Origin of the sequence: Mucilaginibacter ximonensis, assembly GCF_042686265.1 — a bacterium.
Classification (GTDB): Bacteria; Bacteroidota; Bacteroidia; order Sphingobacteriales; family Sphingobacteriaceae; genus Mucilaginibacter; species Mucilaginibacter ximonensis.
Map to the genome: position 1 here is coordinate 255,532 of NZ_JBHUPD010000002.1, position 26,311 is coordinate 281,842.

The 26,311-nt window shown below is 43.5% G+C and carries 25 protein-coding genes and 1 riboswitch; of the genes, 4 read left to right on the forward strand and 21 right to left on the reverse strand.

The genetic code is table 11. The annotated features are described in order from the left end of the window. Nucleotides 1-12: 12 nt before the first annotated feature. From eboE to ACFS5N_RS08715, 10 genes are all read right to left on the reverse strand, one after another. Nucleotides 13-1,215, reverse strand: coding sequence for a metabolite traffic protein EboE (eboE, locus tag ACFS5N_RS08670; protein ID WP_377184316.1), 1,203 nt, complete (start codon nucleotides 1,213-1,215; stop codon nucleotides 13-15). A gap of 449 nt (nucleotides 1,216-1,664) precedes the next feature. Continuing rightward, nucleotides 1,665-2,831, reverse strand: a complete 1,167-nt coding sequence (locus ACFS5N_RS08675) for a 3-dehydroquinate synthase (protein WP_377184318.1) — start codon at nucleotides 2,829-2,831, stop codon at nucleotides 1,665-1,667. Between the two features lie 597 nt (nucleotides 2,832-3,428). Next, nucleotides 3,429-4,319 carry a UbiA-like protein EboC gene (gene eboC / locus ACFS5N_RS08680; protein ID WP_377184320.1) on the reverse strand — a complete coding sequence of 297 codons (891 nt, stop codon included), beginning with the start codon at nucleotides 4,317-4,319 and terminating at the stop codon, nucleotides 3,429-3,431. A gap of 6 nt (nucleotides 4,320-4,325) precedes the next feature. Next, a complete protein-coding gene (locus ACFS5N_RS08685) occupies nucleotides 4,326-5,312 on the reverse strand; it encodes a TatD family hydrolase (protein ID WP_377184322.1) in 987 nt (328 codons plus the stop codon). 15 nt (nucleotides 5,313-5,327) lie between these two features. Further along, nucleotides 5,328-6,158, reverse strand: a complete 831-nt coding sequence (locus ACFS5N_RS08690; protein WP_377184324.1) for an EboA domain-containing protein — start codon at nucleotides 6,156-6,158, stop codon at nucleotides 5,328-5,330. Between the two features lie 10 nt (nucleotides 6,159-6,168). Next, nucleotides 6,169-6,546 carry a transmembrane 220 family protein gene (locus ACFS5N_RS08695; RefSeq protein WP_377184326.1) on the reverse strand — a complete coding sequence of 126 codons (378 nt, stop codon included), beginning with the start codon at nucleotides 6,544-6,546 and terminating at the stop codon, nucleotides 6,169-6,171. A gap of 167 nt (nucleotides 6,547-6,713) precedes the next feature. Beyond that, a complete protein-coding gene (locus ACFS5N_RS08700; protein WP_377184327.1) occupies nucleotides 6,714-8,099 on the reverse strand; it encodes a voltage-gated chloride channel family protein in 1,386 nt (461 codons plus the stop codon). A 54-nt stretch (nucleotides 8,100-8,153) separates the two neighbouring features. Continuing rightward, nucleotides 8,154-8,224: riboswitch (Fluoride riboswitch) on the reverse strand. Nucleotides 8,225-8,492: 268 nt separating this feature from the next. Further along, nucleotides 8,493-9,257 carry a GDSL-type esterase/lipase family protein gene (locus ACFS5N_RS08705; protein ID WP_377184329.1) on the reverse strand — a complete coding sequence of 255 codons (765 nt, stop codon included), beginning with the start codon at nucleotides 9,255-9,257 and terminating at the stop codon, nucleotides 8,493-8,495. Between the two features lie 76 nt (nucleotides 9,258-9,333). After that, nucleotides 9,334-10,437, reverse strand: a complete 1,104-nt coding sequence (locus tag ACFS5N_RS08710) for an acyltransferase family protein (RefSeq protein ID WP_377184331.1) — start codon at nucleotides 10,435-10,437, stop codon at nucleotides 9,334-9,336. Between the two features lie 205 nt (nucleotides 10,438-10,642). Then, the gene (locus ACFS5N_RS08715) at nucleotides 10,643-11,626 is read right to left on the reverse strand and encodes a pyruvate dehydrogenase complex E1 component subunit beta (protein WP_377184333.1); all 984 of its coding nucleotides are present in this window, start codon (nucleotides 11,624-11,626) and stop codon (nucleotides 10,643-10,645) included. 178 nt (nucleotides 11,627-11,804) lie between these two features. On the opposite strand from ACFS5N_RS08715, the gene ACFS5N_RS08720 reads away from it, so the two are divergent. Next, nucleotides 11,805-12,953: a TlpA family protein disulfide reductase gene (locus ACFS5N_RS08720; protein WP_377184335.1), complete on the forward strand. Its 1,149-nt coding sequence runs from the start codon at nucleotides 11,805-11,807 to the stop codon at nucleotides 12,951-12,953. 490 nt (nucleotides 12,954-13,443) lie between these two features. On the opposite strand, the gene ACFS5N_RS08725 is transcribed toward ACFS5N_RS08720, so the two are convergent. Next, the gene (locus ACFS5N_RS08725; RefSeq protein ID WP_377184337.1) at nucleotides 13,444-15,081 is read right to left on the reverse strand and encodes a S8 family serine peptidase; all 1,638 of its coding nucleotides are present in this window, start codon (nucleotides 15,079-15,081) and stop codon (nucleotides 13,444-13,446) included. A 459-nt stretch (nucleotides 15,082-15,540) separates the two neighbouring features. Between ACFS5N_RS08725 and ACFS5N_RS08730 the strand changes: the two genes are divergently transcribed. Both ACFS5N_RS08730 and ACFS5N_RS08735 read left to right on the forward strand, forming a co-directional pair. After that, nucleotides 15,541-16,944: a tetratricopeptide repeat protein gene (locus tag ACFS5N_RS08730; protein ID WP_377184339.1), complete on the forward strand. Its 1,404-nt coding sequence runs from the start codon at nucleotides 15,541-15,543 to the stop codon at nucleotides 16,942-16,944. Nucleotides 16,945-17,036: 92 nt separating this feature from the next. Further along, the gene (locus ACFS5N_RS08735) at nucleotides 17,037-17,798 is read left to right on the forward strand and encodes a phosphosulfolactate synthase (protein WP_377184341.1); all 762 of its coding nucleotides are present in this window, start codon (nucleotides 17,037-17,039) and stop codon (nucleotides 17,796-17,798) included. A 123-nt stretch (nucleotides 17,799-17,921) separates the two neighbouring features. Here ACFS5N_RS08735 and ACFS5N_RS08740 read toward each other — a convergent pair whose 3' ends face one another. The 10 genes from ACFS5N_RS08740 to ACFS5N_RS08785 all read right to left on the reverse strand — a co-directional run bounded on the left by ACFS5N_RS08740 (nucleotide 17,922) and on the right by ACFS5N_RS08785 (nucleotide 24,950). Beyond that, nucleotides 17,922-18,374 carry a hypothetical protein gene (locus ACFS5N_RS08740; protein WP_377184343.1) on the reverse strand — a complete coding sequence of 151 codons (453 nt, stop codon included), beginning with the start codon at nucleotides 18,372-18,374 and terminating at the stop codon, nucleotides 17,922-17,924. Further along, entirely contained in the window at nucleotides 18,355-18,732 is a 378-nt protein-coding gene (locus tag ACFS5N_RS08745) for a hypothetical protein (RefSeq protein WP_377184345.1), read from the reverse strand. Before ACFS5N_RS08745 ends, ACFS5N_RS08740 begins: the two co-directional genes overlap by 20 nt. A gap of 93 nt (nucleotides 18,733-18,825) precedes the next feature. Continuing rightward, complete coding sequence (locus ACFS5N_RS08750) at nucleotides 18,826-19,092, reverse strand: YtxH domain-containing protein (RefSeq protein WP_377184347.1); 267 nt, start codon at nucleotides 19,090-19,092, stop codon at nucleotides 18,826-18,828. Between the two features lie 134 nt (nucleotides 19,093-19,226). Continuing rightward, nucleotides 19,227-20,270: an AI-2E family transporter gene (locus ACFS5N_RS08755; RefSeq protein ID WP_377184349.1), complete on the reverse strand. Its 1,044-nt coding sequence runs from the start codon at nucleotides 20,268-20,270 to the stop codon at nucleotides 19,227-19,229. 50 nt (nucleotides 20,271-20,320) lie between these two features. Further along, entirely contained in the window at nucleotides 20,321-20,521 is a 201-nt protein-coding gene (locus ACFS5N_RS08760) for a hypothetical protein (protein WP_377184351.1), read from the reverse strand. A gap of 6 nt (nucleotides 20,522-20,527) precedes the next feature. After that, complete coding sequence (locus ACFS5N_RS08765; protein WP_377184353.1) at nucleotides 20,528-21,976, reverse strand: sigma-54-dependent transcriptional regulator; 1,449 nt, start codon at nucleotides 21,974-21,976, stop codon at nucleotides 20,528-20,530. Nucleotides 21,977-22,122: 146 nt separating this feature from the next. Continuing rightward, nucleotides 22,123-22,746 carry an outer membrane beta-barrel protein gene (locus ACFS5N_RS08770; RefSeq protein WP_377184355.1) on the reverse strand — a complete coding sequence of 208 codons (624 nt, stop codon included), beginning with the start codon at nucleotides 22,744-22,746 and terminating at the stop codon, nucleotides 22,123-22,125. A 235-nt stretch (nucleotides 22,747-22,981) separates the two neighbouring features. Further along, nucleotides 22,982-23,563, reverse strand: a complete 582-nt coding sequence (locus ACFS5N_RS08775) for an outer membrane beta-barrel protein (RefSeq protein ID WP_377184357.1) — start codon at nucleotides 23,561-23,563, stop codon at nucleotides 22,982-22,984. Between the two features lie 171 nt (nucleotides 23,564-23,734). Next, the gene (locus ACFS5N_RS08780; protein ID WP_377184359.1) at nucleotides 23,735-24,517 is read right to left on the reverse strand and encodes an enoyl-CoA hydratase/isomerase family protein; all 783 of its coding nucleotides are present in this window, start codon (nucleotides 24,515-24,517) and stop codon (nucleotides 23,735-23,737) included. 10 nt (nucleotides 24,518-24,527) lie between these two features. After that, complete coding sequence (locus ACFS5N_RS08785; protein WP_377184361.1) at nucleotides 24,528-24,950, reverse strand: cobalamin B12-binding domain-containing protein; 423 nt, start codon at nucleotides 24,948-24,950, stop codon at nucleotides 24,528-24,530. A gap of 103 nt (nucleotides 24,951-25,053) precedes the next feature. On the opposite strand from ACFS5N_RS08785, the gene ACFS5N_RS08790 reads away from it, so the two are divergent. Then, nucleotides 25,054-26,190: an FAD-dependent oxidoreductase gene (locus ACFS5N_RS08790; protein ID WP_377184363.1), complete on the forward strand. Its 1,137-nt coding sequence runs from the start codon at nucleotides 25,054-25,056 to the stop codon at nucleotides 26,188-26,190. The last annotated feature ends 121 nt before the right edge of the window (nucleotides 26,191-26,311 follow it).

Genomic DNA, 26,311 nt, shown 5'->3' on the forward strand with positions numbered 1-26,311 from the left:
GATCTGTATATTTTATAGTTGATCTTTCACCCAGTTCAGTTCGCGGGCAATAGAATCATTAATGGGTAATTTCTTAGCGTCAGGCAGTACTCCCCAAGTATAGGTCTCTACCTCCAGATGGTTAGTGAACGAGTTTGCTTTCTGAATGCGCAGTACATCTACAATGTCTGACTGTGTTGACTGCACTAAACCATATTCTTCAGTAAATATCGGTACATGAAAATGTGCGCGCCACTGCTCAATCAATGGGTTTTCTATATCGGCCAAAGCTTCCGGCAAATCGGGATAACGCTTTACATGGCCGGTCACTTTCTTAGCAACTACCTGGTGCAGATAGGTCGGCTCGTCAAAACGGTCAAACGCTGCGCGTATCTCTTCACGATCGGCATCCTTTGGCAAATCTGCTTTCAGTGCAGCACTGATTTGTATTTTACCCACCTCAATCCCTTTCTCAGCCAGCGTATCAAGTACTTGCTGATGCTGCTCATAACCAATAGCAAAGTGGCAAACATCGTAACACAGCATAACATGCTGCTTAATCAGGTTCTCGGCTTCGTCCTCATCCACATCAAATTGTTTAGCTATGAAAGGGCGGCCCATTGGCAGCAATACCTGCTCATACCAGCCGATAAACTCCTCGCCGGTTTCCAAAATACCATCCGGTTCGGGCTCAATATCCAGGTGCATAATAACACCGCTTTCGCGATATTTTTTAATCAGCGCAGCGGCAACCTGTAAAATGTTATGGGTAGCCAGGCTGGTAGCTTCCTGCAGTTCGTCGGCCGAGTTATACCAGTGGCGATAACTTAACGGCGATGTTGAAATACCCCCATCCATGCCTTTTGGCAATAAGGTTGACAGAATGCGGAACATACGCAGGGTATAATCGACGCGGCGATTGGTTGTCCAGTCGGGGGCATGTACCTGGTCCTTCACCACAGTATGGTGAAACTCGCCGTACGGGAAACCGTTCATGGTAAACACATAGGCATTGTTTTCCTTAAGCCACTGTTTAAATTCGGCCAGGTTACTCAGTTTATCCAGCTCCAGGCTGGCCACGTGCGACAAGCGGAGGCCGATGCCCATAGGTGCATCAGGCGATAATTGTTGTTTTATCCCCGAGAAATTCTTTTTCAGCGCCTCGAAATGCGCCGGCCAGTTCTCGCCGGGATGAATGTTGGTACAGTAAGTTAAATGTCCGGTTGATGTTTGCATACAACGGTTTTTGGTTTAATGACTGCTGATTGGTAGCGGCAGCCATTGGTTTTTCATAGTTGGTAGATATAAAACAAGCATGTTATTTCAACCAAAGGGAGAAATCCGTGCTCGCGCAAATAGTTGTGAATTGCCCGTGTATAGATTTCTCGTTATCACTCGAAATGACACTTTATATTTAGCTCCTCATAATGTTGGTCCGGATTTATAATCCGTGACCCCCTGTCGCGGGGATTTGTAATCCCCTATTACGCGGATTACAAATCCGCCACTCATCTAATCCGGATTACAAATCCGGACTAACTTAAGGTAGATAGTATTAATGCCTACGCATTAAAAACATGTCATTTCGAGTGATAACGAGAAATCTATACACATGCATTTACGCCATGCTCAGCGTGTGTATAGATTTCTCTGTTGGTCGAAATGACATCTTTCTATTTTAATCTTTACACTGCACTCAACGCAGCATGCTCATTCTTCAATATCTCGCCGGCTTTCTTGATCAACTGCGCGTCCATTTCATGCACTTCAATACCCACGCCAATGCGTTCCAAAAGCATAATAGTCAGCTCGCCGCCCAAATGTTCACGAAACTCCTGGAGGCCTATCAGTATCGGGCTGTCATCGCCGGTTACTTCCAATAATGGATGTGTAATTTCGAAGCCGATTTTCTTAATAAGGTTCACAACGCGGTTAGCTTCATCAACTGATATGCGGCCGGAAAGATTTGAGTAAACCGTATCCAGTGCAATACCCATTGCCACAGCCTCGCCGTGCAGCACCTTAAAGTTAGTTAACTGCTCCAGTTTATGGGCACTCCAATGGCCAAAATCCAACGGGCGCGATGAGCCTTTTTCAAACGGATCCAGGCCGGCGATATGATTCAAATGCAGCTCGGCGCAACGTTTAATGAGATACTTCATAGTCGGCATGTCGCGGGCCACCAGGGCATCGGCATTTGCCTCGAGCCATTCAAAAAACGCGGCGTCTTTAATCAGCGAAACCTTGATAGCTTCAGCAATGCCTGACCGATAATCGCGGTCGCTTAAAGTCAAGAGAAACTGATCGTCATTAAAAACAGCAACCGGCGGCACAAACGTCCCCAGGAAATTCTTTTTGCCGAAATAGTTGATGCTGTTTTTCACACCCACGCCCGAGTCGTTCTGCGACAGCACCGTAGTTGGTATGCGGATATGCTTTACACCGCGATGGGCCACAGCAGCGGCATAACCCACCATGTCCAGAATTGAACCACCACCAATGGCAGCTACATAACTGTGCCGGTCGATGTTGTATTGGTTAATGATTTGCAATACGCGGCTAAAAAAGCCCTCGTCGTTTTTAATCAACTCGCCCCCCGGCATGGCAATAATTTCGGGAATTAACTGGGCGGCTTTATGAATGGAAAAATACCGGCGAATTTGATCAGCCAGTTTTGGATTTGCCTTCAACACGTCCTGATCAACCACAAATAATATTTTTTTTATCGAGGCTGATGTTGAATCGGCCGCGATAAAATCATTAAAACCCGTGTTTGACAACTCAAAAAGACCCGAGGTAAAAAAGGTCTTGTATTCAAACCTCACACTAAACGACTGCTGTAAATATTCCATATCAAAAAGCGAATATCTAAAACATTAATTTAAATACGATTACGTAAACAAAATTTGACGGAAATATTGAGGTTGGATTAGAAAGGGATTAATACCCACATGCAACCGTCCTGTCTATTACTGCGAAAAACGATTTGATTTACACATGTCTTACCCGCTCATGGCCGCGGGAGGGCCTAGTCCTTTTTCCTTAGATGAAAAAGGACCAAAAAATCAAGCCAATCCAATCGCTTCAGCCGCACAGGCCATACTCCCGGCCCGGTGGATTGGCAGGCCTTTACGCTCTTTTTTTCTCTCTACTTTAGCACTATGCTTAATTTGTGCATTAGTGTCAGCTGTGCAGCTTCGGGCGAAAGCAGGTAAAACGATGCTGGACATGTGCGGCTGCTGGGCTGTCGGGAATGTTGCCTGAAGCGCAGGCTCGTGCGACAAATTGGGGCAACAGCCCCCTGCCCAGATTTTACGTGCTTTGCAGGGTAAAGGCCATGAGCGCAAAGAGGCATCACAGCTGACTTGATTTTTGGTTCTTTTGATCAAGCAAAAGAACAAAGCCTCAGCGGCGAATGAGCGCTCGCCAACAGAAAAGTAAACAATCTGTTACGTTACCGCAAACACCTTAGCAAACTGCCTCGACACCGGCAGCAAACAGGCAATGAATATTGCGGCCCAAAAAGCGCCAAATGAAGCGGCCCAGGCCGCATCCATCAATATCAATGAAATTACACCCGCTTTAACGGCTTTACCGATATTGGGACCAATAGGATTTTTAATAGCAAACCAAAGCGGCTGATAGATCAGAAATGTAAAAGGTAACAGAAATATAAACGCTTCTGATCTACCCTGTATAACGATAAAATAAGCAATGGTTAAAAGCACAACTGCGTACAGCAGCCCGCCGATATACAAATTGCGCTTACTGCCCCCGTGTACCTCGCCCTGGCTAATCATGGTGATGGAGAAAATATAAATAACTGGCACCGCAGCCAGGTAATAATAGTCCATCAGCATGGGTACCGAAATACTGATGCCGAGCAGCAAGTTCAGCCCCCGGCAAATACCCATATTAAGCGGACCAACAAAGGCGTAATGTTTACTCACCTTATTGTACAACAGCGCCGCAAAAGCAATAGCGACAGCTAAGACTCCGGCGTGATTACTGTAGGAGAACGCAAAGCCTATCCCCCATAACAATAAAAATATACCTAGAAAGGTCGCTTCGCGCAAGCTAACCAATCCACTGGGGATGGCGCGTTCAGGTCGCTCAACTTTGTCGAGCTCCGCGTCGAAAACATCGTTAAATACAATACCGCCGCCGTACAAACCTATGGTGGAAAGGCAAAGCAATATAACCGGGTAAAAACTGATAGCGTTAAATGTCAGATGGTAAAAATAACCGGCTATGGCAATACCCGCCAGCACATCGGCCACCGAAGTGACAATGTTTGCCGGGCGCATCAGCCTTAAATAAACGGTTAATTTACGTGCCATATCGCGTTAGCTAATAATGATAGACGATTTATCAATACGAGGTTGCTGGCCGCCGCGTAAAATGGTATTACCTTCAAATTTTTGGCTTTGGTCGATATTACCGCTCACAATGCCAAAGTCGGCTTCATCAATCTGTCCGCTTTGGGCAAAGGCAGTTATAGCGTTGCGGTAAGTAATCAGTTCAATATCTTTATCGCTGATACCACGAATCTTCATCAGCGCAGCGGTTTTAGGGACAGCCAGCGGGTCGCTAATGCCCCAGTCGGCAGCCGAATTAACCATGATGCGCTCTGAGCCGTATTGTTTGGCAATCTCCACCATACGCTCATTACCCATTTTAGTGAAAGGATAAATGGTAAACGCCGCCCAAAAGCCGCGATCTAATACTTCTTTAACCGTCTCTTCATTGTTATGATCGACAATAACTTTGTAGGGGTCCAAACCATGCTCGATAGCGATATCCATGCTTCGACGGGTACCACCTTTTTTATCGCGGTGCGGGGTGTGTATCTGAACCGGCAGGCCTGATTCTTTAGCCAGCTCTAACTGCGCGCGGTAATATTTTTCTTCGGCAGCGGTTTGGTCGTCAAAACCAATTTCGCCTATGCCTACTACGCCTTCTTTGTAGATAAATAAAGGCAACATCTCCATCACCTGCTCGGCCAGCGCTTCATTATTAGCTTCGCGGCTGTTCAGGCCGATGGTGCAGTAATGCTTAATACCAAACTGCGACGAGCGGAAGCGCTCCCAGCCCACCAAACTGCTGTAATAGTCGCGAAAACTATCTAAACCTGTGCGCGGCTGGCCTAGCCAAAAAGCCGGCTCTATCAGCGCTACCACACCGGCATCGGCCATGGCCTGGTAGTCGTCGGTGGTGCGCGAGGTCATGTGCACATGTGGGTCAAAAAACTTCATGCCCTTAATACCGTCCAGACTAACCGGCGGTGATAGCGGCTCATGCTTAACTTCTTCAAACGAGTGGGTACAACACATATCTTTCTCTATTTTTTAGCCGGCGATGTCATCCCAGCTTAATTCATTATTTGCTATAGCTCTTTCAAGCTCGGGGTATTTATTTAATAACGCTTTTGCAGGTGCGTAGTTTGAGGTAGTAATAGCCAGCGCACCTGCGCGGTGGTCAGTTAACTTACCATTGTCAAACAGGCGCTTAATGTCTTCAAATAACTTATCGTCGATAAAAGGGCCCACTAATCGCCACATTTGCGGGTTAAGCTCGCGGCCCGCAGCCCAGCGCTCGTGCGCGTAGTCGCTAATGATATAGGCCAGGTCTTTATTTGCCAGCTTGTCAATACCGACAATTTTATTAATATCCTTATCTGTAAAAAAAGCTTTCAGCACCAATTGGTTCCAAGCGGCTTGTTCCAAGTTTTGTGAAGGATATGGGTTACTGTACATGATAGCTTCCAGCACAATACCTATATTACTGCGGATGCCTTCAGCGCAACGTTTAACCCAAAGCTCAGGGTGCGCCAGCAGCGGCAGGCTTGAATACAGCGCTACCTGCTCGGCCATTTCGGCAGCCATAAACAAGCTTTCTATTTTACGGAAATATTCGTCTTTATGGGTACTATCAAGCTTTGCCAGCAAGTAAGCGCGACCCAGATGATCAACCGTCCAGTTATCCACAGAAAAACCGGGGATGGCAGTATTAATTGCCTCACTTTGCTCCTGAGTAATACTTAAAGCGGCTTTGCCGGTTTTGCGTGGCAGCAGCATAAACACGCTGTTTAAGGGGCGGCCTTCCTCTATCCAGGTAAAAACGTCGGGGGTAGTGTTGGCCTGTAATATGTCTTTTAAGGTAGATTTAATATTTGTCATGGCGACGGTATTATAGGTGGGTCACGACAACATAATCAATGATAAGCGCGGCCGAGATAATCAGCAGACCAAAAAACTCGCGGGTCATTTCAATAAACGGCTTTTCGGCCTGCATGGTTTCAACCAGGCTTGGGCGGCGGTATTTAACTATCCAGTCGCGCACGCCGTCTTTGGCAAAAAACAGCTTTACCGCATATACCAGGTAAAAGCCGGTCAGGAACATGTAAATCCTGGGGTAATAAATACCGAAACAGGCCAGTCCGCAACAAGCGGCAACTGCTACGTAAATAGGCACCCAAAGGTACCAGTCAATGTCGTTTAAATTTAAATAAGCAAAGCCCAGAAAAGACAGACAGAAAATTGCGTTAATAATGATGAATAAAATCATGGTCTATATTTTATAAAGATATAGCAGGTTTACAGGACGGCATATGACGGCCATCATATTTTGTAAAATTACTATACCAACGCGCAATTATAGCAATAAAATGCAAGGCGAGTGTAAAAAAGCCATTACGAGTGGCGGATTATCAGCCAGGGTATTGAGTTGGTAAACTATTTCTTTTTGCTAACGCGATATTTGGCAATCTTTTTACGCATGTATTTTTGCCGCCTGTGCTCGGCCTCGGCAATGCTCTCGGTGGGTTCGGCTTCGTCATCAAATATTTTAGGTACGGCTATGCGCTGCGAACTATAAATACCCGATTCGCCGCTGAACAGATAAGCCGTAAAACAAGCCACTGCAAAAAACAGCGCATACTCGCTGCCAAACAGCTCAATACCCATAATGGTACTGGCCAAAGGCGTATTGGTAGCACCGGCAAAAACAGCTATGAAACCCAGTGCGGCAAACAAGCTTACAGGGGCATTCATCAGGGTTGACAGGGTATTGCCCAGTGTTGAGCCAATATAAAACAAGGGGGTAACTTCGCCGCCTTTAAAGCCCGTTCCAAGCGTTAACGTGGTATAAATAGTTTTCCAAAGCCAACTCATGGGATGGGCGCCGCCGGGGTTAAATGCCGAAGATATGGTAATGGCACCGGGATACGGCTCTTTTACACCCAAACCCAAATAGTCGGGCTTGCCGATTATCAGCGTAAGCGTAATTACAACTAACCCGCCTAAAAACGGGATGAGCCACTTTTGCTCAACAAAACGATTAAAAACGGTTTTAACGCCATGCACGGCTTCCGCAAACAAATAGCTTGTTAGGCCAAACGCTATAGAGGCGATAATAACCTTGCCTAAAAGCGTTATGTCTAACGGTAAGTAAACAGAAAGAATATTGCTTCCCTGCGGAACAATAGCAATATGATATGTCTCATGATGCACACCCCAGGAAAGAACGGTAACATCGCCTACGATAGCGGCCACCAAACATGGAATAAGTGCGGTGTACTGAATACGACCGATGGTGAGCACCTCCATAGCAAAGATAGCACCCGTAAGCGGCGTACCGAATACAGCCCCAAAACCAGCGGCTATACCCGCAGTTAAAATCACCCGGTTATCTTCAGGAGATAAACCGAACCATTTGCTAAACATTTGCGATATACTGCCGCCTATCTGCACGGCGGTGCCCTCACGCCCTACCGAGCCCCCAAATAATTGGGTAACAACCGTAGTGATCAAAATAAGCGGAGCCATAGCCCTTGGCACGCCCCCGCCGGGGTTGTGTATCTCATCCATTATGAGATTGTTACCACCGGCAGCTCTGCCGCCCCACCATTTATATGAAAAGTAGATGCCTATACCAGCCAAAGGCAAAAAGTATAATATCCACTGATGCGCGAACCGGTAATTGATAGCCAGATTTAGCAGCCACAGAAACAGCGTGATCATACAGCCTATGACAAAAGCAATAGGAACGGTTATCGCTGTCCAGCGGATTAAATGCCTGAGGGTTTGAAATTGGGTAGACTTAAAGAATGTATTTCTCATGATGAAATGTCCTACAAAAATTAAAATGTAGCAGCTACTCACTGCTTGTTATCAGCTTTCGTAGGCGCCATCAGCGAGCCGGTCGGCTGCGGTTGGATACGGAAGACACCATTTCCGTTTTAGTACGCGGCTAAGTTAGGGATTTGTGTTGGGATTGTTAAGGATAATTTCAAAAAGAGCATTGTCATACTGAGCTCGTCGAAGCATCAGCGGGCAAAGGCCAATGCTCGCCCTTCGACGAGCTCAGGGCGACAAGCCCTGCGCAAATAATTGTTTTGTCATTGCTGAGCGAAGCGTGGCAATCTTTGCGCGATAGTCAAACCTTGCTCAGCTGATTAGCATGTGCAGAGATTGCTTCGTTCCTCGCAATGACGTGGTGGTGAAAAAGATTTATTATTTTATCACTTTCGCAATCGCCTTCCCCCAATAATTACCCAACGCTACGGCACCTTTTTGATTTGGGTGCAGGTAAAAAATACCCTGGCGGCCCTGCTCATGCTGAAAATCGGTCTCTGCATTCTTTTTGAAATAGTTGAATGCTTTGGTATCGCCGATAAATACACGGCCGGGGTTGGTGTCTTTATAATTTGCGGCCAGGTCGTCTATCACCGGGATATACGTTTGCAAACGGGTCAAACCTTCCTGCAGATACATCGAACCATTATAAGTATTCGGGCTGTACCAGATGGGATGTTCGATTACCACCTTGCTGTTCGGGAAGTCTTTTAACAACTTATCTATGATCGCCATCAGGTTGGCGCGGTAATCGACTACTGATACGGGCGCACCGTGGGTGCCGTGCATCGCGCTGTCATTGGTGCCTATTTTAATGGAAAAGATAAGTTGTGTGTTTTGATTGGCAAATGCCTTAGCCGCCGCTTCGGCATCAACAAAAGCTTTGGTACCCGGCAGCCAGTCGAGCGTGGTATAACCACTATGGCCCTGGTTGGAGAAATCAACTTTACCAAAGCCACCCTCAGCTTGCAAATACTTAGCGCAAATAACCGGTGGGGCCTGGGTATCTCTATCTGGCAAACCTGCACCATAGGTTATGCTATCGCCAATGAAAACGATATTCAGATCCTTTTTGTCTTTGAAGATGGTAAAGCTGCTGAACAGGAATACGGCTATAAATAACAAAGATTTATTAATTTTCATAGATGGCTAATTGCTTTTCCAATGTAATAACTATCACCGCTATTTCGATCAGTCTTAAAATTGCTATCAATACAAATTAATCTATCAATGCTTCTTCCAGAATATGTTTTTTTCGATCAAGTAATTGGTTGATTTTATTTTTTACATATTTAGTTCTTTTTTCAAATAACCAATAAAGTACATATGCACCTATTAAGGCAATAACAATTCCTCCCGTATAATTAAAAATAGATCGCGCGTTTACAGATTTGTTTTTGGGAAAGCCTTCATAAACCAGCAATTCGGCTATTGGCACATGTGTCAAATATAATGTATATGAAAAATTAGCAAGCTTAGTTCCTAAGCCGTCTATCGCTATTGAAAGTTTACGCTTAGGCTGGCTAAAAACAACCTGTTGAGCCAAAATACATACTGCTAATCCAATTGAAAGTTCAATTATCTCTACATGATTTTCTTTGTAAGCATTTAGAGTTTTATCATGCCCATATAACTCAAACGCGCCCACGCTTAAAATCAATAATACTATTCCTGAAAACTTGATGACATTGTTTTTCTTACCAAACAAAAAGGATATAGCTCCCAGCAGCCAAATAAAAAGATATACTGATCTAAGGCTATAAGAAAAAATCAAGAAGCAAATAAATAAAATAAGTGCCGAAGCATATTTGTACGTCATTTTTGACGTAATGAAGCACCACGCTATGGCTCCCATTAATATATAAAACCAAACCTCATAAGCTAAAGACCATAGTGGGCCACTTACTCTTGTTACTAGTATGTCTTGCAACGATAACAGATTGCCGAAATAATCAATAATGCCGTATTTTTGACCTGTTATTGTGTTAGAAATGAAAATTAATATAATAGCGCTTGTAAGTGGCAGGAAGATACGTACCGTCCTATCTATTGTGTATGATCGAAGATCAAACGTTCCTTCTTTCAATCTCTGTATTAGTTTTCCGCCCACCAGAAACCCACTAAGAACGAAGAAAACCATAACGGCTTGATGTCCGAGTCTCGTAAACAGATAAAACATCTTAGTAAACATAGTCTTGTTGGATGGCGGTAGTAAACCAAATTCAACAAACATTAATGCACGGCAATGCATCATAACAACCACTAACGCAGCCAAACCCCTAAACAAATCCAACCAATAGTAATGAATTTTAGGTTTTTCCATATTTATTCGATATTAATTAGGTGCTTACTAGAATATTGAGAAGTATTTCTTGTTGTCTCTCAATCATCAAAACTAATCAATTTCGATAAACAAGCAAGTTTGAATTGAAAATGTGCGCGTCTGGAGACTATGAGTTTGTAAGGAATGGAAATATAAACAAAAAAGCCCCGCTATTGCGAGGCTTTTCAAATATAGTTAGTACTAATTACTTAGTAACGTACATTACTTCTTTCACTGCTTTAACAACGCGCTCGGCATTTGGCAGGTATTCCTGGATCAAAGTTGGAGCGTAAGGAAGCGGAACGTCGCCACCCATAATACGCAGGATCGGCGCATCAAGGTAATCAAAAGCATCTTTCTGTACTTTGAAAGCAATCTCGGTTGCAATTGAACCCAGCGGCCAGCTTTCTTCAACCAATACTAAACGGTTGGTTTTCTTTACCGACTCGATAACGGTAGCATAATCAATAGGACGCACAGTGCGCAGATCGATTACCTCAGCGCTGATGCCTTCTTTTTCCAATTCGGCAGCAGCAGCGTTAACCACTTTCATGATCTTACCGAAACCTACCAGGGTAACGTCTGTACCTTGTTTGGTTACTGCAGCTTTACCAATCTCGATATAGTAGGTTTCTTCAGGCACCTCGCCTTTGTCGCCATACATTAACTCCGATTCCATGAAAATAACCGGATCAGGATCTTTTATGGCCGATTTCAGCAAACCTTTAGCATCGGCAGGGTTTGATGGCACAACAACTTTCAGGCCGGGGCAGTTTGCATACCAGTTCTCAAAGCACTGGCTGTGCTGTGAGCTTAGCATACCTGCGTTACCGGTTGGGCCGCGAAAAACGATTGGCACCGAAAACTGGCCACCGCTCATTGACATGATCTTGGCAGCGCCGTTGATCACCTGGTCGATAGCAACCAGCGAGAAGTTAAAGGTCATGAACTCAATGATTGGTTTCAAGCCGTTCATAGCTGAACCGATACCGATGCCTGCAAAGCCCAACTCAGAGATAGGCGTATCAATAACACGTTTAGCTCCAAACTCGTCTAACATACCCTGGCTTACTTTGTAGGCGCCGTTATACTCGGCAACCTCTTCGCCCATCAGGTAGATATTTTCGTCGGCGCGCATTTCTTCCTGCATTGCTTCGCGAAGCGCTTCTCTGAATTGTATTTCTCTCATCGTTACGTTTTAAATAAATGATGCCTTTAGCAGGCGCAAATATAAGCACTAATGTGTGATTTGCAATTGTGCCCAAGTGTAATGTTTTATGTTACAATTGATGGACAAATGTTAAAACCAGCGCAGCATTAGCTTTTATAAACAACCGGGGTTATATTTGTTTCAGCAAAACCTTATTATGAACAGATCATTCCTCAAATCTTCGGCTTTAGTTTTATGCCTGCTAACTGCTTTTACAGCAAAAGCTCAGCGGGAAATTGTTCAGAAAGCTGTTGATAAGATCAACTCGGCTAAAAACATCAGCTACACAGCCACTGAAACCGGCGAGGAGTTTGGAAGCAGTTTTAACAATAAAATAGTCACTCAATTATATAACCGGCAAGCCGACGGTACCTACCAGTTTTATCACAGCGACCTGTATTTACCAAGCGGAAAGATCAGCTATTTTGACAATGGCAACCAGCAGGTAGAAATAAATTACGCCGACAGCGTCTATGAACTTTCTCCGGATCGTAAAAAGGCCTTACCACCGGCATCGTTAAACACCATGATGTCGAGCATAGAAAAGTGCTTAACTAAGCGCGATGATCATTACATCTATCAAAAACTCTCTGATAGTGTAATTGGCAAGCAATGGTGTTATCATATTCGGATAGCATCAAAGGATACGTTAAACGGCTCATTTTACAGGTTCCACGTCTTCATTAATAAAAAAAGCTATTTGCCATTAGCAGCAAGAAATGAGATAAGAGGCACTATAGAAAAGGGCGGTGTAAAAGGTGGCGTCATGACAATGATTGTTTCGTCTGACTATACCAATATACACATATCAAACACAACAGCAACCAACCCTGTCAGCTTTATCATCCCAAAAGGTTTTAAGCCGCCTGCAAAACGGCAGGAAAGGCTGGAAAAAGGTGTCGCGGCGCCACAATGGACCCTGAAATCGACCGAAGGAAAAATACTCTCACTGGCCGACTTAAAAGGCAAAGTAGTTTTGATGGATTTTACCTTTAATGCCTGCGGTGCCTGTGTATTGGCCCTGCCTTCGCTTGAAAAATTGCACAAAAAATATGAGGGTACCGATGTGGTCATTGTATCGGTAAATTTTTCAGACAGTAAAGAAGCCGTCGCTGAATTCATCAAAAAAAATAATCTTAAAAATCCAATCTATGTAAACGGTCGCGCACTAGCAAAAGCCTACCATGTAAGTGCTGCGCCAACTTTTTACCTCATCAACAAAAAGGGCGAAATCGATTGGTCTGGCGATGGCTATTCTGACGATTTTGAGCGCGAAGTAAGTGCAAGTATCGAGGCGCTGAGATAAATACTTATGTATAAACTCACTTTATTTTTACTGCCGTTATCTGATTTGATAGTCGATGCTTACGAGGTTTATGTTAGTCCGGATTTATAATCCCGGACTACGTTCATGCGGATTTGCAATCCGCTATGCGTTATGCTTAAATGGGATTGCAAATCCCAACCCATACAGTCCGGATTACAAATCCGGACTAACATGAGATCGCCCCATACAGTCCGGATTACAAATCCGGACTAACATGAGATCGCCTCACTCGTTCCTCGCTCACGATGACGTAGTGTGCAGAACCAAAAAGGCCCCTTTGAATTATCTATTCAAAATCCGTTGTCATTCTGAGCGATAGCGAAGAATCTTATGCGCTTTACCTGTCATTTTGATAAGATTCTTCGCTATCGCTCAGAATGACAAGTTTATTAGAATGTATCGGTGATAACAAAAAAAGGCCTCTCCAATCGGAAAGGCCTTTTGATTTTTACTTTTGAATTTTTACTTTTTACTTATCCTTCCGCTCGCCCTTTAATTTTGAGGCTATTTGTACCGCGTTGTAAGCGTTTACAATGCCGCCGGTTTTGCTTAAAGTAGTAAAATCAACCTTTTCGTCTTTGCTGCCTGGTTTTACCACTGTCACACCGCTGGTTGGTGTGGCAGATTGCAGGATAACCTGTTTCAGTTGCTTAGCGCTCAGGTTTGGATAGTATTCCAAAACCAAGGCCGCTATACCTGCCGTAATTGGTGAGGCAAAACTGGTACCATCGGCGGTATTAAACTCTGCATTCAAGTCGATAGATGTCACCTTAACTCCCGGTGCAAATACGTCAACAGTATTTTTACCATAATTGCTGAATGAAGCAGCCAGGTCGTCACCTACCTTAGCGCTTGAGGCACCTACCGAGATCACGTTGTCGCCATCAGTTTGCGAGCCATCGGCAAAGCGGTCATTCGGGAATTCAGGTTTAGCATCAACGTCCTGCCCATCGTTGCCAGATGCTTGTACCAGCAACACATCATGGTCGGCAGCATATTTAAAGGCAGCATCAACCCATTCTTTGTGTGGCGATATTTTTTTGCCGAAGCTCATGTTCACCACTTTAGCGCCATGGTCAACCGCAAAGCGGATGGCATTGGCAATATCTTTGTCATACTCGTCGCCATTAGGTACGGCTTTAATGCTCATAATGCGTACATTGTCGGCCACACCATCAATACCATAACCGTTACCGCGTACTGCGCCAATTAAACCGGCAACACCGGTACCGTGCGATGCATCAGGATTAGTCAACACGTTATTACCATAAGGTTTGCCATCCTGTACATCCGGGTTATCGCCCACAATGTTTTTCCGCGCGCTTAAATCAGGGTTAACGTCATTATTTAATTTAGCAAGGTACTCGCTAAATTCTTTAATCACTTTACTGTTATCACCGTCAACCTGCATAAACATTTGCTGCCAAAGGCCTTTACTTTGGGTAATAGTATCATTAGTCGATGATATCTTATCCAGATCTGCCCTGGTAAATGTTTGGGTTGAGCTGAGCTTCAGCTCGCGTTTAATGTAGCCGCTGGTAGCCATCAGCGCATTCATCATCGGGCTCAATTGGCCCAGTTCGGTGCTTGATTTGCCTACGGTTTCATCATGCTGCGCTTTAACTTTTTGCCAGTAAGCAAATTCTTTCTCGCTGCCGGCAGGTGCGGTAGTTACATTTTCATATTTAGGTTTAAGGCGATTATATTCACGCACCTCTTCGGTAGTTTCGGTATAATCAACTTTACCGCCGGGGCCACCTAAAAAATCCCAGCCGTGAACATCGTCTACCAATCCGTCTTTATCGTCATCTTTACCATTATTGGGTATCTCTTTAGGATTTACCCAAAGGATACTTTTCAAGTCGGTTTGGTTGGTGTCAATACCGCTGTCAATAGTAGCCACAACCACAGTTTTACTTTTCTTACCTTTTAAAAAGTTATACGCGTTATTAAGGCTGATACCGTAGTAGCCGTCGGCTTTAAGATCCAATTGGTGCCAGTTTTTGGGCAGGTCGGCAGCAGGTGCGGTTTGTGCTGATACGTTTAGGCTAAACAACATTGCGCCCGCAAGCGCCGGGCCGAACAAGTAATTGCGAAAATTATTCATGTATTTAAATTTTGTGTAATATAATCAAAAAAGTAAGACCTCTGCCCAACCCTCTCCAACGGAGAGGGAGGTCCCGGCCTCGCCAATAACAGCGTGAGATTAAGAACGCCGGAACAGCCTCTTTGTTACAACTGCTATTATTTTAGGTTAGCCACAGCAGTTTTGTAGTCTGGATGTAAATTGTGTGGCAAACCTGGTAGGATACCCTTAAACAATGCTTAACTTTGTTATTACTCAAAGGTAAAAGATCCTTAAAGGCAATAAAATATCAACTCACCTCACGCCTTTTAATGCTTTGCATTCATAATCAGCGCATTGCATTTTTTGATGTTAAAAATGTTTGTATGTTGAAAACTTAATTGCCATTAGGGTACTTTTTACTAGTAATTTAAACTCAGCTAAAGTTTAATCGTCATAGTAATGAATGATGGTTGAACCAATGTTCTTAAACTCTAATGAATGGAAGACGAATTTGAATTTGGTTTTACCGAAGACCCAAAATTCTCGGTAGAACGGTACGAGGAGATGATCAGGAATCACGACCAGTACTTTTTTGATGCCCAGGCGTTTGAGAACATTATCGATTATTACATCGAAAAAAACGACCCAGCCAGGGCTTTACAGGTGGCGGAATACGCCGCCAATCAACATCCGTTTGCTGCGATATTTTTAATTAAGCAGGCGCAGTTACTGGCCATTACCAACCGTACAACTGCGGCTTTTGCTGCGCTGGACAAGGCGGCCATGCTGGAGGCTTCGGATGCTGATATTTATATTATTCGCGGTAATATGTTTGAGAGTATGGAGCGCTACACAGAGGCTTTAGAGAATTACGAAAAAGCCCTTGACCTTGCCGAAGAAACCGACGAAATTTTACTGCATATAGCCTACGTTTACCAAAATATGGGCGACTATGAAACATCCATTACTTATCTGAAACTTTGCTTACAGCAAAACATGGAAAACCAGGATGCCCTGTACGAGCTCGCTTTTTGCTACGACGTGCTGGACAACCAGGAAGAAAGCGTACAGTTTTATCAGGCTTATATTGACAATGAGCCCTACAGCTATGCGGCATGGTATAACCTGGGCAACGCATTTACTAAATTAGGGCTGTTTGAAAAAGCTATCGATGCTTACGATTATGCGATATTAATTAAAGACAGCTTTGCATCAGCTTATTTTAACAAAGGCAATGCGCTGGTTAACCTTGAGAAATATGCAGAGGCTATTGACGTATATCGCCATACGTTTGAGTACGAACAACCAAATGCGGATACTTATTGCGCTATCGGCGAATGCTATGAGAAACTGGAGCAAATGGACGATGCCCGTGCTTTTTACAAAAAATCAGTAAAAATGGACCCCAAACTGGCCGATGCCTGGTTTGGAATTGGTGTTACACTTGATTTTGAAGAACGTTATTTTGAAGCTTTACACTTTTATAGAAAGGCGCTTGACCTTGACTTAAGCAATGCCGATTACTGGTTTGCCATTGCCGATGCCGAGTACAAACTGGGCCACATGAAGGAGGCCGAAGACGCTTACGAAAAAGTGGTCGAGTTAAATCCGCTGGATGTGGACGCCTGGCTGGATTATTCGTCAATTATGTATGAAGACCAGCGTTTAGAAAGCGCTATCGAGATCATATCTGAGGCCATCAAGAACAACCCCGAAGCTGCTGAGCTGTATTACCGCATGGTAGCTTACCTGTTTGCCAAAGGCGAATACAATGAAGCGCTGAACTATCTTGAACTTGCTCTGGGTACTGACCCGGAGAAACATTATATCCTGTTTGATTACTTACCCCAGCTACAGGAAAACAAAATAATACTGGATATCATTAACAGATACTCGAAGTAATATTAAGCGATTGTTAAAAAAGCTAAAACCATTTCAGGTTTTAGCTTTTTTTTAACACTTTTATAGCCGTTTTAATACGCGTTTCTTTTCTTATGAATTATACCATCAACAATCTTCCCGAGCGTACGCAAAAACCTCGTGATAAAGGCATCACCATGGTTATGGATAAGGGCCTTAGCTTAAGGCAGGTGGAAGATTTTCTGGAAGTATCCGGCAGTTATACTGATATTGTAAAACTGGGCTGGGCAACTTCATACGTTACTCCAAATCTCGATCAAAAAATAAAATTATATCAGGACGCCGGCATCCCTGTATATTTTGGCGGCACTTTATTTGAGGCCATGATCATCCGCGGACAGTTTGACGACTATCGCCGTGTACTGGATAAATACAAGCTTGAACACGCCGAAGTATCAGACGGCTCGATTACCATAGAGCACGCCGAGAAATGCGCGTACATCAGCAAACTGTCGCAGCAGGTTACCGTAATATCTGAGGTTGGCTCTAAAGACGTGCAAAAGATCTTTGCACCTTACAAATGGATACAGCTGATGAAAGCCGAAATTGAAGCCGGTTCATGGAAGGTTATTGCCGAAGCCCGCGAAAGCGGCAACGTAGGTATTTACCGCGATTCAGGAGAAGTTCGTCAAGGCCTGGTAGACGAAATTCTGACCCAAATACCCGAAGGCACTATTATCTGGGAAGCGCCGCAAAAAGCACAACAGGTTTGGTTTATTCAATTAATAGGCGCCAATGTTAATATAGGTAACATTGCTCCTGCCGATGTAATACCGCTGGAAACACTTCGTTTGGGTATCCGCAGCGATACTTTTGACCATTTTTTGGGATTGTAGAACAGCTACCACTTACGTCGTGCCGTCCGTCAGCCGACGGATCGGCAGCCCAGTAGAAGGGTTTGCCGAATTATTTAGTATGTGGGATGCTGAAACAAGTTCAGCATGAAATACTATTTTATATTAAGCTTCACCTTCCTTCTTGATCTTTTTAAAAGACGGGGCCTTTTCTTTTTTTTCTGACTTATCAAACAGGTGCGTAACCTTACTAAACAATCCCTTGGCTTTATCCCACACAGATTCAACCGAATCTTCAGAGATATAGTGTGAGGCTTTTTGAGAAATAAGACCAACAATGGCCTTAATAATAAAGTTGGAGTTTCTGAATAATGTTTTATTCAATGCAAACGGCAATGCAAATCGCGATAGCACGCCTAAAAAGTCCTGCTTAAATATACCGCCGTCTTTCTCGTCAGTTTGCTCGTGCCTGCCAAATAGCGAGAAAATAGTATGAAATATAGCCCCCGGCCCGCTAAAGCGAGCTTTGAGCTCCAAGCCTTTTTCGCGCTCAAGGCCCTGCAAACGGTATATCTCGTTTTTTAGATCGGCGTGATTATTAATTGGCAGGTCTATCATTATTTTCTTGTTTATTTTTAAAGAACTTCATCACAAATGCATTGGCTAAGGGTTTTTCAAACCCGGCTTTGTTAAACTTAACAATTAATGCAATCAGCAAGTATAAAATAGCCGTTGCGCCAAAGCCTTTCCAGTCAGACTGAAACACTTCTGCCAGGTAGAACGCAAGTGTAAAACTGGCAAAAACAAATGCCAGCAACATAGTTATAGCTACTGCAACGTCGGCTATTAAGCTGGCAAAAATTGTAGAGCCGCTGTCAATAGCCTTATACTTGGCCAGTTTAAGCTTTATTTCGGCATAATCCTTAAGCTGGTCAAGTACAGGTTGTTGCTGTTCTTCTTTTTTAGCTTCTTCCATGAGGTAGGGTTTGAGTCTTTAAGCCCTGAGCCTGAAGTCCTGGGTTATCCTTTTACAGACTCAAGACTTCAGACTAAAGGCTCCGGACTAAATTTATGCGTGTTCCAGATCGTCCTGATATTCTTCTTCGGCACCTTTTATTTTGGTTTTAATATTTTCAACCACCTTATCTTTTAAGCCAACCAGATTATCAATTTCGGCTGCTGCTGTTTCTTTGATTGAGTCGCCCAGGTTTTTTAACGATTCAGCTAATTTATCGCGGGTTTCATCGCCTTTATCCGGAGCAAATAAAATTCCAAGCGCCGCGCCTGCTGCTAACCCCGCCAGCAGGGCAACAACTACTTTAGTGTTATCATTCATATTATGTAAGTTTTAATGTTGAACATTTATGGTTTATAAAACGATTAATTATCTGTTCAAATATAACTAATCAAACATTTGTATCAGTCTTGATTAATTCTTAACGTGCCAAAAAGGCAATTGTTCACAGAAATTTAACTATCGGCGCCCGATTGTAAACGATCCAGCCTTTCGGCTGCCATGCGGTTAGTTTCGTAGATCTCAACCAGCAACAGAAAGTAGGATAGCAATAGCGGACCAAAAACCAGCCCCAATATACCAAATAAAGGCAAGCCAATAAATACACCTATTACTGAAATTAAGGGATGTGTATTGGCTACCCGTTTGTTAATGATCATCCGTAACACATTATCAATATTGCCAATAAAGAGTAACCCGTAAGCTAATAGCAGTATGCCCTGCAGCGTCTGATTATTGGCAAACAAAAACAGCGCAGCCGGGATAGAAAGCGTTGGCGCTCCTACCACCGGTAAAAAAGAAATAAAAGCGCCTATTACTCCCCAAAATATAGGATCAGGAATGCCAAAAATCCAAAATCCGTTGGCTAATAAGGCACCCTGTACCAAAGCTATAATACCTTGCCCCAATACGTTTGAATAGGTTGAATTACGCAGGGCCTGCGCAAATTTAATGGCATATTGTTCTCTAAACGGCGCATAGCGCAGCATAGTGGCCTCAAACTCTTTGATTTGCACAAACATAAAGTACAGCAAAAAGTAAAGTACCAGCAGTGTCAAGATAATATTAGCGGCGCTACCTATCAACGAGGGAAAAAGGTCAGTAACATAAGTACCCAGCTTTTGCATTGTATTTTCAGCAAAATTGGGTTGCTTGAAAGTAGTGAGCGCAAAATTGTCAATCTTGACCATCCATTGCTGTATGTGCAGATCACTGGTATTGATGTTGGCTATTTTACCTATCACCATAAAACTTATAGCGGTAAAGGGTAATACAATAACCACAAGTGAAATAAATATAATAAGCAATGCAGCCAGCGGGCGGTTCCATTCTCTTTTTTCGGTCAGATATAGAAAAAAAGGCCTGAAAATGGTAAACAATACAATAGCTCCTAATATTGCACTAAACAAACTACTCAGCGCGTATAATATGAAGCAGCCAAGCACAATAATGCTTACCAGTATAATATTATTACGCTGCTTATAATTAAAAATTGACATTTATGGCATTGTGTGTAACGATACTATAAACAACAAAAACGCAAATAGTTTTATTCGGCGGCGTTTATAAGCTCGTTTATTTTAGCTGCGCTGGTAAAAACAGACTCCAGGCAGTATAAAAAGTCCTCAGATGGCTCAGCAACCTCGTACTTTAACGTATCTAAAGCCAGATGAATGTTTGACAACTGATTCTTGATATCGTGACGCAACATTTTAAACGTTTCTGCATCCAAACCTTTATCTGCACTCATCAGCTATTATTTTAGGTTGATGGCCTTCATTTTATTGTATAAGGTTTTGCGGTCTATCTTTAATATCTCGGCAGCTTTGGTTTTGTTAAAATTAACCTCGCGCAGCACTCGTAAAATAGTTTCGTATTCAGCCTCTAAAGCGGCATTTTTAAGGTCGTGGCGCTGCTCTTTCTGTTCGGGCCTATCTTGTTGGGGCTGTTGCTGCTGAAAGCTTGACTGACCGTAATTTGACTGGTTGCCATGATCAAAAACAGGTAGTTTATAGTTTGATATCTCCAGCGGTAATGATTTAATTGAGATCTCACTACCCTCGCTGATCAGCGTTGCACGGCGAACAATATTTTTCAACTCGCGTACATTGCCCGGCCAGCGGTAGTTCATAAAACACTCTATCACCTCTGCCGAGAACTGTGTTACATTTCTCCCTAATTCCTGATTAGCTAAACGTAAAAAATGTTCGGCCAGCAACATAATGTCAGCCCCACGTTCGCGCAGCGGGGGCAGGTAAATGCCAAATTCGTTAAACCGGTGGTATAAATCCTCCCTGAAACGGCCCTTGTTAATAGCATCAACCAGGTTTTCGTTAGTTGCTACAATAATGCGTACATCCAGATCAATCTCCTTGGTGCTGCCTATACGTTTCACTTTACGCTCTTGCACAGTACGCAGCAGGGCGGCTTGAATTTCGTAGGACAAATTACCTACCTCGTCCAAAAACAAGGTGCCGCCATTGGCCATTTCAAAGTGGCCTATTTTAGTAGCAAACGCGCCGGTAAATGATCCTTTTTCGTGGCCAAAGAATTCACTTGCAGCCAATTCTTTAGTTAATGAACCGCAGTCCATTGCAATAAATGGCTGGCTGCTTCGGTGGCTATGCATGTGAATGCTTTTTGCCACTTCTTCTTTACCTGCGCCACTTTCGCCTAAAATAATCACACTGTAATTAGTGGGTGCAACCAGTTCAATTTGCCTGAAAAGCTCTTTTGATGCGCGGCTGGTACCAACAACTACATCGTTTGAGGATACCGCTTGCTTTTTTATCGCTTTAGCGCTGGCAACCGGTGCGGGTGCGTCGGCAGCCTCCATCAATGCCTGGCGGGTTTCAATAGCTTTAGTTATGGTATTTAATATTTCGTCCGGGTAAAGTGGTTTGCTGATATAGTCGTAAGCGCCCATCTTGATCAGCTCGACAGCCATCTTAATATCAGAGTATCCGGTAATAATAATTACACCCGTGGTTGGGTACTCGGTTTTTATCAGACGCAGCATTTCGCGGCCGTCAGTATCCTCCAAACGGTAATCGCACAGCACCAGATCAAATTCTTCATTTTTCAGATGCTCAATACCGCTACTGCCACTTGAAGCAGTAGTTACGTTAAATCCGTTGCGTGTTAAAAATTTGGAAAGTAATACGGCGACATTTACTTCATCATCGATGATGAGGATTTTTTTCATACAGCAATTCTATTATCCGGCGGCTTATTAATATGTAAGTTACACAAAAATGCTATATACCAACGCATTTTTGCAAGTGTTTAGGCTATTTAACTTAATTTTTTTTGAACGCCGCCAGTGCCGCCAAGCAAATTTATAGCCTACAGCTATAAATTAAACATATAAGCTACGCGCAACGACCAGAAATTGTTACGGACATTGTCGTAGTAAAAACCTTCAGTACTCTCGTACCTGAAATTAGCGTCAATGTATTGGTGATGGTGTTTTTTAAATGGCATTAACAAACCAATTGAGGGCGACCACGTAAATGAATTACCGTAAGGTGCATACAGGTCTTTTTTGTTGGCCAATAAAGTTTCCCCGGCTTCGGCATTTATATAAAACCTGTTACCTATGATGAATTTATAGCCTAACTTTAAAGGTATGGTGTTAAAATCGGGCGTTTTTACGCCTTCAATTGCCTGCTGACTTTTAGATGCATTGCCTGATTTTAAAAAGCTGATATATCCTGCTGAAGCCGTAACATACATTGACGAAAAGATAGGAACATCTATATGTGCCGTTAGGCCACCACCGTAATTGTAGGCAGACTTGGCATCGCTCCCCAGGGAAGTATTTACGCCTACGCCAAAACTGTTGCCTACGGTTGATGCCACGTTAATGCCCAAACCAATACGCACACTATCCGGAATAATGATCTGTGCTTTTGCGGCCGAACAAAAACAGGTAAATAAAACAACGTAAACAAGAGCCTTAAAGGTGATTTTCATATTAATTTTCTTAAAGATAATGTGTTAAACGCACAAAGCGTTAACAACGTATAACCCATCGCAATATATCAGATTATGATAAACTTGTGCAAAACTAATATCCCCGCGCAATTACACGCTATAAATAGATGTAAAAAAATGTTAATTTTTGATATCAAGCTACTGCAAATAAAAAAAGCGCCGCCGATACCGGCAGCGCTTTTCCTGATTATTAGGTAGTTGTAGGGTAAATTTGTTAGAATCCGTATGCTACTCGTAAGCTAACGAAGTGCAGCTTGCTATCATCAAGATTGCTGTTTAGTTTGGTGGTGTTTTCAAAACGTACACCTGCATCTAAGAAGCTTTGACCACCCAGCGGAAATTGGTAACCAACTTGCGGAGCGTAAGTAAACACGGTAGAATTGTTTACGCCAACTAAATCTGATTTATTAAGCAAAAAGGTTGCGCCAGCTTCGCCTTGTACGTAAAAACTACCTGCAACGAAGTATTTTAAACCTGCTTTTACCGGCAATAATTGAATGTTAGTACCAGATTTAACAATATCGCCTACGGTTACATCTTTAGCAAATAAATTGTTGTAACCTGCATTAACAGTAACAAACAATTGCTTTGCAACCGGGATATCAACTTGCAATGAACCGCCCAGGTTCCAGTTATAGCTATCAGATAAATTGCCTGTTGGTATGCCTGCGTCAACGCCAATGCTGTAACGGATACCGTCTGCTGTTGTAGATGTAGATTTGGTTTGTGCTTTAGCGCCTAAGCTTAAACTTGCAAAGGCTAAAACAAGTGCTGTGATTTTTAATGTACTTTTCATAGTGGTATGTATTAATAATAATGTGCTTTTGTTTAAACACGGCACAAATTAACATCACAAAACCTATATAATTTTTCATCCAAATGTCACTTTTATTCAATCGATTGATTAACAACGATTTATTTTTTGACCTTTTTGGTATTTTAGTCAACAAACTGTAATAAACGGGATTTATTCGCCTTTGAAATTCGGTTTGCGTTTGCCGAGAAAGGCTGAAATACCTTCTTTTAAATCGTTAGTGGCAAAGCATTTGGCAAATTCAACTATCTCAGTATCAAAGCCATTAACTGTGGCATCGGCAGCAGCATTTACTGAGGCTATTGCGCCAGCCAGGGCTAAAGGTGCGTTTTTTAAAATTTTTAATAATATTTCCTCTGCAAGTTGTGCCAGCCGCTCCTGGATCACTACGTGGTTTACCAAACCCAGGCTAAGGGCTTCGTTAGCGCTGATCATCTCGGCAGTCAGGATCATTTCCATGGCCTTAGTTTTGCCTATGAGTTTGGTTAATCGCTGCGTGCCGCCATAGCCCGGTATTAATCCCAAGGTAACTTCAGGCAAACCCATCTTTGCGTTGTCAGACGCAATGCGGATATGACAGGCCATTGCCAGCTCTAAGCCACCACCCAACGCAAAGCCATTTATAGCAGCAATAACCGGCTTACTAAAGTTCTCGATAACATCAAAAATATTCCGCTGATTTTCGTGCGCCAGATTGCGGGCAGCATCAACGTCCAATCCTTGAAATTCTGCAATATCTGCTCCGGCGACAAAGGCTTTTGGACCGGCTCCGGTTAGTATAACGCCGCCAACTTCTTTATTATGCAAAGCGTCGCCCAAAGCTATGTGCAGCTCAAAAAGGGTGTCTCTATTGAGCGCATTTAGTTTGCTTTCGCGATTAATGATAATATATTGAACCGGACCATGCGTTTCAACAAGCAGATTTTGGTATACCATACAGCAAATATTAAAAATTACGGTGTTGATGCACCCAAGCGGTAATGTATTTTACAATGTCGTGGGTATTAGTGCCAGGAGGGAATAGTGCGCCCACACCCAGCTTTTTCAGCTGCGCTACATCATCCTCAGGAATAATGCCGCCACCGGTTAGCAATACGTCGTCCATTTGCTTTTGTTTCATCAGGTCGATGATCTTGGGAAAAACCGTCATATGCGCGCCCGACAAAATAGAAATGCCTATTGCATCTACATCTTCCTGCAACGCGGTGTTTACAACCATTTCGGCTGTTTGGCGCAAGCCGGTATAAATAACCTCCATCCCGGCGTCACGCAGCGAAGTGGCTATGATACGGGCCCCACGGTCATGCCCGTCAAGCCCAACCTTGGCAACTAAAACACGTACAGGGCGATTAAACTCTTTGGCGGTCATTTTAAAGCAACATTAAAGAATGCAATATAGCAATTTGGAAATCTACAATATATTTAAAATGTTTTGGCGCCATGCTCGTCTACCTAATTAACCACCGTAAGACATGAAAAATCTAGAAGACAAAAAAGTAGCCATTGTGGGTGGCGGACCGGGCGGTTTAACCCTGGCGCGACTGCTGCAGCAAGCCGGTGCCGATGTTAGCGTATATGAACGCGATGCCCACGAGCACGCCCGCCCTAAAGGCGCTACATTAGACTTACATGAAGAATCAGGATTGCGCGCCCTGCGCGAAGCTGGCTTAATGGCCGCATTTGAAGCCAACTACCGCCCGGGGGCCGATAAGATGCACCTGATGGACTGGAAAGCCAACTCGATTATTGAGGAAACAGGCAATAATGATCGCTCACGTCCGGAAATCGACCGAGGTCCTTTGCAAAAAATATTGCTCGATTCCCTTAAACCCGGCACCGTAACCTGGGACAGCCATTTCATCGGGATGACACAGCAAAACGGTATTTGGAAACTTGATTTTAAAAATGGGTCTGAAGCTTTTGCCGACTTAGTTATTGCTGCCGATGGCGCCAATTCAAAGTTGCGCAAGTATCTTACTGATATCAAACCGTTTTACTCTGGCGTTACGGCTATTGAGGGCGCGGTTTATGAATCAAAGAAAAATTGCCCGAAGATTCATAAGCTTTTAAATGATGGTAAGATATTTGCCTTTGGCAACAGCCAAAGTTTAATTGTAAGTTCAAAAGGCGATGGCAGCCTGGTGTTTTACCCAAGCTTTAAATGTGATGAAGATTGGGTTAAAACCAGCGGTATCGACTTTACTGACAAGGCACAAGTACTGGCTTGGTTTAAACAAGCTTATGCGGGCTGGGATGGCGTTTGGCTGGAGTTATTTGAAAACGCAAGCGGAAGTTTCATCCCCCGGCCCTTATACTGCATGCCTTTCGACCAAAGCTGGGAAGCACAGCCTAACCTCACCATGCTGGGCGATGCGGCGCACCTGATGCCGCCATTTGCCGGCGAAGGCGTAAACATGGCCATGCTGGATGCCGTTGAGCTAAGCAACTGTTTATTAAACGATAATTATTTAAACACTCATGATGCTATTGCCGCTTATGAGAGCCTGATGCGCAAGCGTGCTTCTGAAATGGCGCAAATTACTATGGAATCGACTGCTGCCTTGCACTCGGCTGAAGCTATTGGGTTTATGGCTGCAATAGTTAGCTAATGCAATTAGTTATAAAGCAAAAAAGAGGGTCCTGTAGATCCTCTTTTTTGTATTAACTGACTCATTAACTTATCATAAAGAACAATTGGTTTGGTTCGATAGGTAACAATTAGCACAAAGA